Raw genomic sequence first — 13961 nt, forward strand, 5'->3', positions numbered from 1 at the left:
GTCAGGAACCGCGGCGGGGCCTGCCGCGCTTCGCGCCGCCCTTCGGGCCGCCGTTGCCGCTCCGGGGGTTCTTCGCCGTGGCCCTGCCGCCGCCCTTGCCGGGTGCGGGCTTGCGCCGGGCGCCGCCCGTGTCCGACTTCCGGGGGGCGGCCTTCGCGGACTTCGCCGCGCCCTTCTGCTGTGCGGCGGGCGGGGTCTGGGAACGCCCTCGCGTGCTGTTGACCGTGCGCCCGCGCACGATGCCGATGAAGTCCTCCACCAGATCCGTCGTCCGCTCCTCGGGCCAGGCCAGCGCGACACGCGACTCGGGGGCGTCGGTGACCGTCCGGTAGGTGAGGTCCTTGCGGTGGTGGAGCCGGGCGAGGGACTGCGGCACGATCACTACCCCGATGCCCGCCGCGACGAGTTCCACGGCGTCCTCGGTTTCGGCGGGCCGCTCCAGCGCCGGCTTGCCCGGCAGCCGCTCCCAGTCCAGCGGGTCGTCCTCGGGGTGCAGCACGATGTCGTCGGCGAGGTCCTCGCCGCTGACCTGCTCGACCGCCGCCACGATGTGGTCCTTGGGGACCACGACGACCGTCGTCTCGGTGTAGAGGGGGATCGCGCTGAGGTCTGTCCCGTCGACCGGCAGCCGGACGAAGCCCGCGTCGGCGTCGCCGCGCCGCAGGACGTCGTACACCTCGGCGGCGGACACCGGGACGAGGACCAGGGAGACGTCGGGCAGGCGCTCGTTCCAGATCCGCACCCACTTCGAGGGCGTCACCCCCGGAACGTAGGCGAGCCTGAACGAGGGGGGTGCTTCGGAGCCGGTCACCCCGTCAGATTACCCGGCGTGGCCATCGGCGCCGTACCGGCGATGGTCGGCGGGGGCCCGAGGGCTCGATACCCTTGACCCATGAGTTCGCACCAGACCGCCCAGTCCATGAAGCCCGCCACCGCGGCGAAGAAGCTGGGTGTGTACCTCGAGGCCACCCCCGCCGAGTTCCAGGAGGGTGCCGTCTCGCGTGCCGAGCTGGACGCGCTGCAGACCGACCCGCCCGCGTGGCTCCAGGAGCTGCGCCGCACCGGCCCGCACCCGCGGCCCGTCGTCGCCGCCAAGCTCGGTGTCTCCATCGCGGGACTCGCCCGCGGCGGCGTCAGCGAGGCCCTCACCACCGAGCAGATCGAGGCGCTGAAGACGGAGGACCCCGGGTGGCTGCGCCGTGAGCGCGCCACCCAGGCGGAGGTCCGCAAGGAGTCGGCGCGCATCAAGCAGAAGAACGCCGAGCGGGACGCCGGTTCCTGACCGAAGGCGCCCCGCCGGTGCCGCCGTCGGCGGCACCCGGGCGCCCCACGGCCAGCTCAGCCGCCGGTCCCCGGGGTGCCGTGCCCGTCGGAGCCGGGCGTTCCGGAGCCGCCCGTGCCGGGCGGGGAACTCTGGCCGCCCGAGGTGCCGAAGGCCTTGACCAGCAGGTAGATCACCGCGCCCGGCGGGATCAGGAAGATGACGACGGGGAACTGGAACGTGCCCGTCGTCTGATGGGCGACGTACCACCCGTAGCAGGTGAGGAACATCCCGCCCAGAGCGGCCCAGGCACGGTTCTTGACCGAGTTGCCGGGCACGAAGGCGGCTCCGATCAGGATGATGCCCGACAGGACGGCGAAGATCTCGTACGCGCTCCAGTGAGCGGGCGACGACGATGACACGGGTGGTCCTCCAGAGGTTCTCGGGACAGGGCTGTCGTACGGCACGGGTCAGGTGTGCCTGAGCGAGGTCACGCTCGTGACGGTCAGGGGAGCGGGGAGCGCGCCCGAGCCGACGGTGACGGCGAGTTGCTCGGCCGACTCCCGGGTGAAGCTCCCGTAGATCTCGGCGGTGCCGCCGTCGAGCCGCTGACTGACGGACGGGGCGGAGATCACGGCGCCGTCCAGGACGATGGCCATCTGGTTCCGCGGCGCGACGTTCACGGCCAGGCTCCCCGTCATGTCGGAGAACCGCCGGGCGCCGACGGAGTCGAAGCCCAGCCGCACGACCCAGCCCGCGACCTGCTTGTCGCGCACGGCCACCGCCGAGGCCACGTGGACACCCTCCACGGCCGTGGGACCCAGGATGAACTTGGCGCGCGACGCGGATCCGCCGCCGGTGGTGCCGCAGGCGACGACAGCGTCACCTGCGGGGGCCTCCCGCCGCATCGCGTTCCTCTCCCGTGCCGAGCAGCCGAGCGCCGCGTAGCGCGCCTGGAGCGCCGCGTCCGGCACACTCCCCTCGGCCGGAGCCGGCGCGGCGCTCGCGCTCGCCGACCCGGCGGCGCGGGGAAGCAGACCGTCGGTGACGGCACGACCCGCGGGGTCGGCGCCGGCCGAGGACGTCGGTGTCGGCGTCGGTGTCGGCGTCTCCGTCGTTCCGACCGTCTCCTCGGCCAGGACGGGGCGGAATCCGAGGTGACCGGACGTGCCCAGTAGGGTCAGTTGCTTCACGTCGGCGGCACGACCGGTGACGGTGACCTCGTTGCCGTGGGTGTCGACCCGCACCTCCTTGAGCCCCAGCGCCTCGGCGCGCGCCCGCATGCGGTCCGCGGTCCGGCGCAGGCGCTCGGCCCCGAGCGGTGACGCCCCGGTGAAGGTCACCACCGTCCGGCGGGCGTCCCCCGCGGCGGAGGCCGAGACCCCCGGCGAACGGCCGGCGGCGCCGGATCCGGATCCGGAACAGCCCGCGAGCGTCACCGCGACGGCACAGACCGCGACGGCATGGACAAGGTGAGCCCTGTGCGGGGCCCGGGGGAGAGACATGCGGGGGATGGTTCCAACCGACGGCCCCCCGCCGAAAGGGATGCCACCCTTTGACCGGAATTCATCCGGAGGGTGCGCGCTGTTACTCCAGATTCGATCGTGTGATGCGCGAGTGGGGAGTGCGACGGTGACGGGTATACGTCTTCGGTGACCGTCGTCCGCGCCGGTCGCACGGAACCGGGTGTCGCCGCCCCTTCACGCCGGGCGATGCGCCCGGCCGCCCATTGCGGAGGATTGCATAAACGTGCAGCGAAACGTATAGTCATGCCATCCAAGAGGAGGGTTCCATGGCGATGCGTGCGGCGGTGGCGGGAGCGAGTGGATACGCGGGCGGGGAACTGCTGCGTCTGCTGCTGGCACACCCCGAGATCGAGATCGGCACCCTGACCGGAAACTCCAACGCGGGCCGGCGGCTCGGCGGCATCCAGCCCCATCTGCTGCCGCTCGCGGACCGCGTCCTCACCGAGACCACCGCCGAGGTACTGCGTGGCCACGACGTCGTGTTCCTCGCCCTGCCCCACGGCCAGTCCGCCAAGGTCGCCGAGCAACTCGGCGCCGAGGTCCTCGTGGTCGACATGGGCGCGGACTTCCGGCTGAAGAACCCGGCCGACTGGGAGCGGTTCTACGGCTCCCCCCACGCCGGGACCTGGCCCTACGGCCTCCCCGAACTGCCGGGTGCCCGCGCCGCGCTGGAGGGGTCCAAGCGCATCGCGGTACCCGGTTGCTACCCGACGGCCGTCTCGCTCGCCCTGTTCCCCGCCTACGCGGCCGGGCTGGCGGAGACCGACGCCGTGATCGTCGCGGCCTCCGGCACCTCGGGTGCCGGCAAGGCGCCCAAGGCGCACCTGCTCGGCAGCGAGGTCATGGGGTCGATGAGCCCCTACGGCGTCGGCGGCGTCCACCGGCACACCCCGGAGATGATCCAGAACCTCTCCGCCGCCGCCGGGGAACCCGTCACCGTCTCCTTCACCCCCACCCTCGCGCCCATGCCCCGCGGCATCCTCGCCACCTGCAACGCCAAGGCGAGGCCCGGCGTCACCGCCGAGTCCGTCCGGGCCGCCTACGAGAAGGCCTTCGCCGACGAACCCTTCGTCCACCTCCTCCCCGAGGGACAGTGGCCCGCCACGGCGTCCGTCTACGGTTCCAACGCCGTTCAGGTCCAGGTCGCGTACGACGCCGCCGCACACCGCATCATCGCGATCAGCGCCATCGACAACCTGACCAAGGGCACCGCCGGCGGTGCCGTCCAGAGCATGAACCTCGCCCTCGGCCTTCCCGAGGAGCTGGGGCTTTCCACGATCGGAGTCGCACCGTGAGTGTCACGGCAGCACAGGGATTCACCGCGGCCGGTGTCGCCGCAGGGATCAAGGAGAACGGCAACCCGGACCTGGCCCTCGTGGTCAACACCGGGCCGCGCCGCGCCGCCGCGGGCGTCTTCACCTCCAACCGTGTGAAGGCCGCGCCGGTCCTGTGGTCGGAACAGGTCCTCAGGAGCGGCCGCCTGGACGCGGTCGTCCTCAACTCGGGCGGCGCCAACGCCTGTACGGGACCCAAGGGCTTCCAGGACACCCACGCCACCGCCGAGAAGGTCGCCGAGGCGCTCGGTGACATCGGCGCGGGCGGTGTCGCCGTGTGCTCGACCGGCCTCATCGGCGTACTGCTCCCGATGGACAAGCTCCTCCCGGGCGTCGACCTGGCCGTCGCCCAGCTCGGCCCGCACGGTGGTGAGAAGGCCGCCATCGCCATCAAGACGACCGACAGCGTGCACAAGACGGCCGTGGTCACCAAGCAGGGCTGGACGGTGGGCGGCATGGCCAAGGGTGCCGGCATGCTCGCGCCGGGCCTGGCCACCATGCTGGTCGTGCTCACCACCGACGCGGACGTGGACAGCGCGGACCTGGACCGGGCGCTGCGCGCGGCCACCCGCACCACCTTCGACCGCGTCGACTCCGACGGCTGCATGTCCACCAACGACACCGTGCTGCTGCTCGCCTCCGGAGCCAGTGAAGTCACCCCGGACCAGGCCGAGTTCGCCGAGGCGGTCCGAGCGGTCTGCGACGACCTGGGCCAGCAGCTCATCCGGGACGCCGAGGGCGCGAGCAAGGACATCAAGGTCGAGGTGATCAACGCCGCGACCGAGGACGACGCCGTCGAGGTGGGCCGTTCCATCGCCCGCAACAACCTCCTCAAGTGCGCCATCCACGGCGAGGACCCCAACTGGGGCCGCGTGCTGTCCGCGATCGGCACCACCCGGGCCGCCTTCGAGCCGGACCGGCTGAACGTCGCCATCAACGGCGTGTGGGTCTGCAAGAACGGCGGGGTCGGCGAGGACCGCGACAAGGTCGACATGCGCTACCGCGAGGTCCACATCGTCGCGGACCTCGCCGCGGGCGACGCGACCGCCACCATCTGGACCAACGACCTCACCGCCGACTACGTCCACGAGAACAGCGCGTACTCGTCATGAGCAATACGACCCGCAAGCACACCGCTCTGCCCAAGGCGCAGATCCTCATCGAGGCGCTGCCCTGGCTGACCCGGCACCGCGGCAAGACCGTCGTCGTCAAGTTCGGCGGCAACGCCATGATCGACGCCGAGCTGAAGGCCGCCTTCGCCCAGGACATCGTCTTCCTGCACCACGCGGGCCTCAGGCCGGTCGTCGTGCACGGCGGCGGCCCGCAGATCAGCGCCGCCCTCGACCGGCACGGCATCGTCAGCGAGTTCAAGGCGGGCCTGCGCGTCACCACCGAGGACGCGATGGACGTCGTCCGCATGGTGCTGGCCGGACAGGTCCAGCGCGAGCTGGTCGGGCTCCTCAACGAGCACGGACCGCTCGCCGTCGGCCTCACCGGCGAGGACGCGCACACCATCACCGCGACCAAGCACCGGCCCACGATCGACGGCGAGTCGGTCGACATCGGGCGGGTGGGCGAGATCACCGCGATCGACACGGGCGCGATCGAGGCCCTGCTCGCCGACGGCCGGATCCCGGTCGTCTCCTCGATCGCCCGGAGCCAGGACGACGGACATGTCTACAACGTCAATGCTGATACGGCGGCTGCGGCACTCGCTGCCGCGCTGGGCGCCGAGACGCTCATGGTCCTCACGGACGTCGAGGGCCTTTACGAGGACTGGCCCGACAGCGACGAGGTGATCAGCCGCCTCACCGCCTCCCAGCTCGAAAAGCTCCTTCCCGAGCTGGCCAGCGGCATGGTGCCGAAGATGGAGGGGTGTCTGCACGCCGTACGCAACGGCGTCACCACCGCCCGTGTCATCGACGGCCGGGTCCAGCACTCGATCCTGCTGGAGATCTTCACCGACGAAGGCATCGGCACGATGGTCGTGCCGGACGACGAGGAAGCGGGGGACGCCGAATGACCGGCAGTGCGACGAACGCGGAGCTCACCGAGCGGTGGCGGGGCGCGCTCATGGACAACTACGGCACCCCCCGGCTGCCGCTCGTCCGCGGTGCCGGAACCAGGCTCTGGGACGCCGACGGCAACGAGTACCTCGACTTCGTCGGCGGCATCGCGGTCAACGCCCTCGGACACGGCCACCCCGCGATCGTCGAGGCCGTGAGCCGGCAGATCCGCTCGCTCGGCCACGTCTCCAACCTCTTCGTCGCCGAACCGCCCGTCGCCCTCGCCGAACGGCTCCTCCAGCTCTTCGGCCGCGAGGGCCGGGTGTACTTCTGCAACTCGGGCGCCGAGGCCAACGAGGGCGCGTTCAAGATCGGCCGGCTGACCGGCCGGACCCACATGGTCGCCACCACCGGCGGCTTCCACGGCCGGACCATGGGCGCCCTCGCGCTCACCGGCCAGACCGCCAAGCAGACCCCCTTCCTGCCGCTGCCAGGCGACGTCACGCACGTCCCGTACGGCGACGCGCAGGCCCTCGCCGAGGCGGTCACCGAGGACACCGCGCTGGTCATCATCGAGCCGATCCAGGGCGAGAACGGCGTGGTCGTACCGCCCCCCGGCTACCTGAAGGCGGCCCGCGCCATCACCGCGGCCCACGGCGCGCTGCTCGTCCTGGACGAGGTGCAGACCGGCATCGGCCGCACCGGCCACTGGTTCGAGTACCAGGCCCACGAAGGCGTCCTGCCCGACATCGTCACGCTCGCCAAGGGCCTCGGCGGCGGACTCCCGCTCGGTGCCACCGTCGCCTTCGGCCGTGCGGCCGGGCTGCTGGAGCCGGGCCACCACGGCACGACGTTCGGCGGCAACCCGGTCGTCTGCGCCGCCGGGCTCGCCGTGCTCGACACCATCGAGTCCGAGGGGCTCCTGGAGAACGTGAAGCGCGCCGGCGAGAAACTGCGGGACGGGATCGAGGGTCTCGGCGACGGTTCCGGCCATCCGTTGATCGACCATGTCCGGGGTGCCGGGCTGCTCCTGGGTATCGTGCTCACCGAGCCGCTCGCGCCCCAGGTGCAGCAGGCGGCTCAGGACGCCGGTCTCCTGGTCAACGCGCCCGCCCCCGATGTCGTACGGCTGATGCCGCCGCTGAACCTCGGCGACGACGAGGTGGACGCGTTCCTCCGGGCCCTTCCCGGCATCCTCGACGCAGTCAACGGGGACGGGTGATCCCGGGAAATGGGACGACGACGATGAGTCAGGCGCAGGACCACGAGCACGCAGGGCCTGCCGTGCCGCAGACCCGCACCGCACGCCACCGCCGGATCGTGGACATCCTCAACCGGCAACCGGTGCGCTCGCAAAGCCAGTTGGCGAAGCTTCTCGCCGACGACGGGCTGAACGTCACCCAGGCGACGCTCTCCCGCGACCTCGACGAGCTGAACGCGGTGAAGATCCGCAACAACGACGGCGACCTCATCTACGCGGTGCCGAGCGAGGGCGGTTTCCGTACCCCGCGCGCACCGCTGGGGGAGTCGGCGAAGGAGGAGCGGATGCGCCGCCTCTCCTCGGAGCTGCTGATCTCCGCGGAGGCCTCGGCGAACCTCGTGGTCCTGCGCACCCCGCCGGGCGCCGCGCAGTTCCTCGCGTCGGCGATCGACCAGGCGGAGCTGCACGACGTCCTGGGCACGATCGCGGGGGACGACACCCTGATGCTGATCAGCCGCGATCCGACGGGCGGGCAGGCGCTGGCCGATCATCTGCTGCGGCTGGCGCAGAACAACCACTGACACGTACACACGGTGGAGGCGTACCCCGCGGCGGGGTGCGCCTCCACCGTGTGTACGCCCGCCCCGGGTGAGGCCGGCGTCGCTCACCCCAGGCGCTGGGCGAGGCCTCCCGTGCAGCGGACCTCGTTGCCCGCCGTGATGAGCAGCGCCTCCACGTCCGGGAGCGACTCCAGCCAGTCCAGGCCCGCCCGCGAGCCCATCGCGAAGGCGGCGGTCGCCCAGGCGTCCGCCCAGGTCAGACGGGGGGCCACCACAGTCACTGCCACCAGGTCGGTGACCGCCGGCCTCCCGGTGCGCGGATCGACGATGTGGGCGCCGCGTTCGGCGGTGCCCGAGGTCGCGACGGCCAGCTCACCGACACCGGCCGCGGAGACCACCGCGGCGAGCGCGCCCGGGCGGAGCGGGTCCGACACACCCACCCGCCAGGGGCGGTGCGGCGCGGGGACCCCGCAGACCTGGACGTCGCCGCCGCCGTTGACGCTCACTCCGCTCGCCCCCGCCGCGGCGAGACGCAGGGCCGCGCGCTCGGCCGCCCAGCCCTTGACGATCCCCGTGGGGTCGAGCCGCCCCTCGTAACGCGTGCTGAACCAGCCGTCGCTGACCCGTTCCGCCTCGGCGCCCAGCTCCAGGACCTCGGCGACCTGCGGGTCGCACTCCCCGACCGTGATCTCTCCGCGTGCCAGCCGCGAGATCTGGCTGTCCTCGCGGTAGGTGCTGAACACCTCGTCGACGCGGTGCAGTTGGGTGACCGCCTCCTCCAACGCCACCCGCACGGGACCGGGTTCGCCGCCGCGCACGTCGAAGGAGAAGACCGTGCCCATCACCTCCTCGGCGTGGCGCAGTTCCTCGGGCGCGTCCTGCGCGGGCTCAGACACCGGCCTTGTCCAGGGCCGACTGGAGGGACTTCTTGTAGCCCTCGCTGGTGTAGGTCGCGCCGGAGACGGTGTCGATCTGGGCGCTGCCCGCCGCGACGGCCGCCTGGTTGAGCTTGGGCACGGCGAGTTCGGTCTTCTGGGAGCTGGTCCCGCCCGAGGGTGCCTGGACCGCCTCGGCCTTGGTGATCTTCTTGCCGTCGAGGGTGAGCCGGACCTGGACGGGCCCGTACTGGGTGTCGGTCACGGCCCCGGTGACGACACGGGCCTGCGCGGCCGGTGCCGCGGGCGACGCCCCGGCCGCGCCCGAGGACCCGGAGGACCCCGACGCGCCGCCGACGGTCTTCGCCTTGTCCAGGGCCGACTGGAGGGACTTCTTGTAGCCCTCGCTGGTGTAGGTCGCGCCGGAGACGGCGTCGATGTCGGCGCTGCCCGCCGCGACGGCCGCCTGGTTGAGCTTGGGCACCGCGAGTTCGGTCTTCTGGGAGCTGGTCCCGCCCTCGGGCGCCTGGACCGCGTCCGCCTTGGTGATCTTGCCGCCGCTCATGGTGAGCCGCACCTGGACCGGACCGTACTCGGTCCGCACCACGTCACCGAGGACGGTGCCGGCACCCGCCTGCTCGGCGGAGCCGCCCTGTGCCGCCCCCTGGGCGGCCGCCGTCTGCTGGGGCGCGGCACCGGCCTGCGCCGACGCGGCGGCCGGGTCGGACGCCGGCTTGAGCGCCAGCAGCAGCACGATTCCGGACACGGTGGCGGCACTGGCCAGCATGAAGCGGCGGATGGGGTGATTCTTCTTCATCGTTCCTGACTCCCGTCGCTCACATCTCGAACGACTCGTGATGGATGCGGCGGGCGGGGACCCCCGCGCCGCGCAGTGCCGCGTACACCTCCTGGGCGAAGCCGGGCGGCCCGCACATGAAGACGTCGTGGTCGTCTATGTCGGGCAGCTTGCGGCGCAGGGAGTCCGCCGAGATGTCCGGGCGTTCGCCCTCGGGGCTGTTCACCGCGTACATCAGCCGCGCCCCGCGCTCCTTGGAGATGGCGGCCAGTTCGTCCCACAGGGCCAGATCCTGCGTGGTGTTGGCCCGGTAGAGCAGCGTGAGGTCGCCGGACGCTCCGGGAAGGGTCTCGAACAGCGTCCGCATCGGCGTGATGCCGACGCCGCCCGCCACCAGGAGCACCTTGCCGCGGCTGCGCTTGCCGGCGGTCAGCGCGCCGTACGGGCCCTCGGCCCAGACCCGGGTGCCCGGCTCCAGATCGCGCAGGGCGGCGCTGTGGTCGCCGATCGCCTTCACGGTGATGCGCAGCATGCTGGGGCGGGGCGACGCCGAGAGGGAGTACGGGTGGGAGCTGAAACGCATCCCGGGCGCCAGGAAGCGCCAGCGGAAGAACTGCCCCGCCTCCGCGCCCATCCGGTGCAGCTTGCGTCCGCTGATCAGCACCGACACGATGCCGGGCGTCTCCTCGATGACCGCCTGGACCCGCATCTGGTGCTTCAGGTTCAGTCGGATCGGAGAAAGGATTCGGTACCACAGGACCAGGGCGGTCACGGATCCGTAGAGCCCGTACCAGACCGTCTTGGCGATGGGTTCGACCGCGAAGTCGTTGCCGGTGGAGAGCTGGTGCCAGAACGTCAGGAACACCGCGGCGTACGTCAGCAGGTGGACGTGGTACCAGGTGTCGTACGGGATCAGCCGGCGGAGCCAGCCCATGGAGATGAACCCGATGAGCACGAGCAGACCCGTGCCGATCGCGGCCTTGCCCATGTCGGGAAGCTGGTTGACCGAGTCGACGGTCTGGTGCACGATCCCGCCGAGCCCCTTGCCGGACTGCAGGGCGTAGCCCCACATCGTCAGGAAGAGATGGGCGAGGACCATGCAGATGGTGTAGCGGCCGGTCATCGCGTGCCAGCGCGCCACCCGGTCGGATCCCACCCGGCGTTCAAGGGCGGGGACACGGGCCATCTGGAGCACCACGAGGGCCATCAGGTATCCGGCGAGCAGCCCGGTGATACGGCCGGCGTTGAGGATCCTGCTGTCGTTGTCCGCGATGGACGGGGTGTTGTTCCACCACAGCCACAGGACCGCGGCGGCGCCGGCCCAGACGGCGATCAGCAGCGGGACGGCGGGCGAGCGGCGAGGGCGGATTCGGCGCATGGTCTGGCGCCGCGCGGCGCGACCACCGGCGATCGTGGACACGGTTCCTCCGTGTTCGTCCTGGAGAGACGGGGTGAGGGGAGTGGCCCCCTGGCCCAGAGATACGGTCCACGACGCCCGTGCGTTCAGAGGCCTGCCGAGTCGAGTGCGGACTGCAGCGACTGCTTGTATCCGTCACTCGTGTAGGTGGCTCCGGACACCGAGTCGATCCGGGCGCTCTGCGCGGCCAGCGTCTCGCGCCTGAGCGTGGGAATCGCGTAACTGTTGATCTCCTGGTCCTTGGGATTGCCGGAAGGATAGACGACCGCGGTGGACTCGGTGATCTTGCCGTCCTTCACCGTGACGCGCACCTGGACCGGGCCCCAACGGGTCTGCACCGAATCGCCGGTGACGGTCCTGGTCCCCGTGCTCCTCGACCCGCCGGACGTCCCCGAGGAGCTTCCGGAGGAGTCCCCGGACGAGCCTCCCGGGGACGAGGTGGAGGAGTGCCCCACGGACGAGGAGGCGTCGGCCGCCGTCGGCGCCGTGTGCGGCTTCAGCGACAGCAGAAGGACGAAGCCGGTGACCGTGGCGGCGGCCGCCAGCGTCACCCGGCGCAGCGGACGGTTCTTCTTCAGGGCGTGCACGGCGGCCTCACAGCTCGAACGACTCGTGGTGGATACGGCGGTCGGGGACACCCGCCGCGCTCAGTTCCGCGTACAGGTCCCGGGCCATCGTGGGGGGCCCGCAGAGATAGACGTCGTGCTCGGCGACGTCCGGAACGGCCTCGCGCAGGGACGCGGCCGTGAGCCGCGGGCGGGTGCCGTCGGCGGCGTTGAGCGCGTACAGGACCCGGGCCCCGCGCCACCGTGCGATGTCCTCCAGTTCGCCGCCCAGCGCCAAGTCCTCGGCCGTGCGCGCCCGGTAGAGCAGCGTGACCCGGCCGGGCAGCGTCTCGAACAGGGCCCGCAGCGGTGTGATCCCGACGCCGCCCGCGATCAGCAGGGCCTTCGACGACGTGCTCCGGTCGGCGGTCAGCGAGCCGTAGGGGCCCTCCGCCCACACCCCGGTCCCGGGACGCAGCATCCCCACGGCGGCACTGTGGTCACCGAGGGCCTTCACCGTGATCCGCATCCGGTCCGGCCGGGGCGGCGCCGACAGCGAGTACGGCGTCGAAGTCCACCGCAGTCCGTCCGCGAGGAACCGCCAGCGGAAGAACTGGCCCGCCCGCGCGTCCAGTTCGTCCAGGCGCTCCCCGCCGACCACGATGGAGAAGACCCCGGGCGACTCCCGGTGCACGGACTCCACGCGCAGCCGGTGGCGCAGGTTGAGCCGCACCGGGGTGAGCAGCCGGAACCACACGACGAGCGCGGCCGTACCGAGGTAGAGGGTGTACCAGGCGAACCGGGCCGCCGCGCTGCCGACGAAGTCGGAGCCGAGCGCGAGCTGGTGGAAGAAGGCCAGGAAGACCGCCCCGTACGTCAGCAGGTGCACGTAGTACCAGAACTCGTGGCTGATCCGGCGGCGGGCCGCGCGCGCCGATGTGATCCCGACGGCGAACAGGATGACCGTGCCGATCGTCGCCTTGAGCATGTCGGGGTAGTCGAGGACCACGGCGATCGTCTCGTCCACGACGCCGGACCCGTCCTGGGCCGCGTAGCCGAAGAGGATCAGTGCCACGTGCGCGACCAGCAGGCAGATCGTGTACCGGCCGGCCATGGCGTGCCAGCGGGCCACCCGGTCGGAGCCCACACGCCGCTCCAGGAGCGGGACCCGGGCCATCAGCGCCACCAGGACGGCACAGGCGTAGCCGCACAGCAGCCCGGCCATGCGCCCGCCGTCCGTCAGCCAGCCGGCCGGGCCCACCACCGACCGGGTGTCGGCCCACCACAGGGCGAGGACACCGGCCGCTCCCGCCCACAGCAGGGCGAGCAGCGGCCCTGCGGGCGAGGGCCGGGGCCGCCCGCGCCCTCGTGTCGTGCGCGGGTCCGCCGCCCGCTCGTGCACCGTGGTCATCTGTCCGTCCTTCCTTCCTGCGGTCCGGGAGGAAACTGTGCGTCGTGAACCTCTGAGGAGTCTCTGAACCGGCGCCTGCGGAGCGGACTCACAGGAAACTCAGAGCCGGTTCTCGCGCGGAGGCGACGCGGCGCGGGTCCTCGCGCGGAGGCGACCCGGAGGGAACTCAGAGGAAACTCAGAGGCCGCACGGAGCGGAGGGGACCGCCGGGAGGAGCGATGCTGGAGGACGACATGAACGCTCCCACCCCAGACCCGGCCGCTTCCCGGGACCCCGGCACCGGCACTCCCCGCAGGGCGCCCTCGCTCACCCGGCCCGACGGCACCCCCGTGCGCGTCCTCGTCGTCGACGACGATCCGGACCTGGCCGAGGTCCTGTCCGGCGCGCTGCGCTACGAGGGCTGGGAGGTCCGTACCGCCTGCGACGGCGCCTCGGCCGCCGCCGGGGCGCGCGAGCTGCTGCCCGACGCCGTCGTCCTCGACGTGATGCTCCCGGACACCGACGGCTTCGCCGTGCTGCGCGACCTGCACACCGTGCTGCCGGGCGTCTGCGTCCTCTTCCTCACCGCCCGGGACGCGGTAGAGGACCGCATCGCCGGGATCACGGCGGGCGGCGACGACTACGTCACGAAGCCGTTCAGCCTGGAGGAGGTCGTCGCCCGGCTGCGCGGACTGCTCCGCCGCGCCGGGATGGCCCGCCGCCTCGACGAGGGCCCGCGGCTCGTCGTCGGGGACCTGTCGATGGACGAGGAGGCCCGGGAGGTGACCCGGGGAGGCGACCTGATCGAGCTGTCGCCGACCGAGTTCGAGCTGCTGCGCTTCCTCATGCGCAATCCGCGCCGTGTGCTCAGCAAGGCGCAGATCCTCGACCGCGTCTGGTCGTACGACTTCGGGGGCCAGGCCCACGTCGTCGAGCTGTACATCTCCTACCTGCGCAAGAAGGTCGACGCGGGCCGGGATCCGATGATCCACACGGTCCGGGGCGCCGGGTACGTCATCAAGCCCGCGGCGGCCCGGTGAGTCCGCAGAC

At 72.0% G+C, this 13961-nt stretch carries 15 protein-coding genes; 7 read left to right on the forward strand and 8 right to left on the reverse strand.

What is annotated here, in order from left to right; genetic code table 11:
- Position 1: 1 nt before the first annotated feature.
- Complete coding sequence (locus ACWEBX_RS02015) at positions 2–811, reverse strand: LysR family substrate-binding domain-containing protein (protein WP_451882961.1); 810 nt, start codon at positions 809–811, stop codon at positions 2–4.
- A gap of 81 nt (positions 812–892) precedes the next feature.
- Between ACWEBX_RS02015 and ACWEBX_RS02020 the strand changes: the two genes are divergently transcribed.
- Positions 893–1282: a DUF5997 family protein gene (locus tag ACWEBX_RS02020; protein WP_451882962.1), complete on the forward strand. Its 390-nt coding sequence runs from the start codon at positions 893–895 to the stop codon at positions 1280–1282.
- Positions 1283–1338: 56 nt separating this feature from the next.
- On the opposite strand, the gene ACWEBX_RS02025 is transcribed toward ACWEBX_RS02020, so the two are convergent.
- Together ACWEBX_RS02025 and ACWEBX_RS02030 are read right to left on the reverse strand one after the other, a co-directional pair.
- Complete coding sequence (locus ACWEBX_RS02025) at positions 1339–1683, reverse strand: hypothetical protein (RefSeq protein WP_451882963.1); 345 nt, start codon at positions 1681–1683, stop codon at positions 1339–1341.
- Between the two features lie 48 nt (positions 1684–1731).
- Entirely contained in the window at positions 1732–2766 is a 1035-nt protein-coding gene (locus ACWEBX_RS02030; protein WP_451882964.1) for a SecDF P1 head subdomain-containing protein, read from the reverse strand.
- A 287-nt stretch (positions 2767–3053) separates the two neighbouring features.
- Between ACWEBX_RS02030 and argC the strand changes: the two genes are divergently transcribed.
- From argC to ACWEBX_RS02055, 5 genes are read left to right on the forward strand one after another with little or no spacing between them, the layout of a single operon-like run.
- Positions 3054–4082: an N-acetyl-gamma-glutamyl-phosphate reductase gene (gene argC, locus ACWEBX_RS02035; protein ID WP_451882965.1), complete on the forward strand. Its 1029-nt coding sequence runs from the start codon at positions 3054–3056 to the stop codon at positions 4080–4082.
- On the forward strand, positions 4079–5233 hold the full coding sequence (gene argJ / locus ACWEBX_RS02040; protein ID WP_451882966.1) for a bifunctional glutamate N-acetyltransferase/amino-acid acetyltransferase ArgJ: 1155 nt from the start codon (positions 4079–4081) through the stop codon (positions 5231–5233). Before argC ends, argJ begins: the two co-directional genes overlap by 4 nt.
- Positions 5230–6144, forward strand: coding sequence for an acetylglutamate kinase (gene argB, locus ACWEBX_RS02045; RefSeq protein ID WP_451882967.1), 915 nt, complete (start codon positions 5230–5232; stop codon positions 6142–6144). Before argJ ends, argB begins: the two co-directional genes overlap by 4 nt.
- Complete coding sequence (locus ACWEBX_RS02050) at positions 6141–7349, forward strand: acetylornithine transaminase (protein WP_451882968.1); 1209 nt, start codon at positions 6141–6143, stop codon at positions 7347–7349. The genes argB and ACWEBX_RS02050 overlap by 4 nt, the downstream gene beginning before the upstream one ends.
- Positions 7350–7372: 23 nt before the next feature.
- On the forward strand, positions 7373–7909 hold the full coding sequence (locus ACWEBX_RS02055) for an arginine repressor (protein WP_384801558.1): 537 nt from the start codon (positions 7373–7375) through the stop codon (positions 7907–7909).
- A gap of 83 nt (positions 7910–7992) precedes the next feature.
- Here the strand turns inward: ACWEBX_RS02055 and ACWEBX_RS02060 are convergent, their stop codons facing one another.
- The 5 genes from ACWEBX_RS02060 to ACWEBX_RS02080 all read right to left on the reverse strand — a co-directional run bounded on the left by ACWEBX_RS02060 (position 7993) and on the right by ACWEBX_RS02080 (position 12932).
- Positions 7993–8730 (reverse strand): FAD:protein FMN transferase, encoded by a 738-nt coding sequence (locus ACWEBX_RS02060; protein WP_451883006.1) that lies wholly within the window; start codon positions 8728–8730, stop codon positions 7993–7995.
- A 46-nt stretch (positions 8731–8776) separates the two neighbouring features.
- Complete coding sequence (locus tag ACWEBX_RS02065; RefSeq protein WP_451882969.1) at positions 8777–9580, reverse strand: FMN-binding protein; 804 nt, start codon at positions 9578–9580, stop codon at positions 8777–8779.
- Positions 9581–9599: 19 nt separating this feature from the next.
- Positions 9600–10937, reverse strand: a complete 1338-nt coding sequence (locus ACWEBX_RS02070) for a ferredoxin reductase family protein (protein ID WP_451883007.1) — start codon at positions 10935–10937, stop codon at positions 9600–9602.
- 125 nt (positions 10938–11062) lie between these two features.
- Positions 11063–11563 (reverse strand): FMN-binding protein, encoded by a 501-nt coding sequence (locus ACWEBX_RS02075; RefSeq protein ID WP_451882970.1) that lies wholly within the window; start codon positions 11561–11563, stop codon positions 11063–11065.
- 7 nt (positions 11564–11570) lie between these two features.
- On the reverse strand, positions 11571–12932 hold the full coding sequence (locus tag ACWEBX_RS02080; RefSeq protein WP_451882971.1) for a ferredoxin reductase family protein: 1362 nt from the start codon (positions 12930–12932) through the stop codon (positions 11571–11573).
- A 218-nt stretch (positions 12933–13150) separates the two neighbouring features.
- Here ACWEBX_RS02080 and ACWEBX_RS02085 point away from each other — a divergent pair, with 218 nt between their 5' ends.
- Entirely contained in the window at positions 13151–13951 is an 801-nt protein-coding gene (locus tag ACWEBX_RS02085) for a response regulator transcription factor (RefSeq protein ID WP_451882972.1), read from the forward strand.
- Positions 13952–13961: the final 10 nt, after the last annotated feature.

Source organism: Streptomyces sp. NPDC005070, from assembly GCF_053600395.1.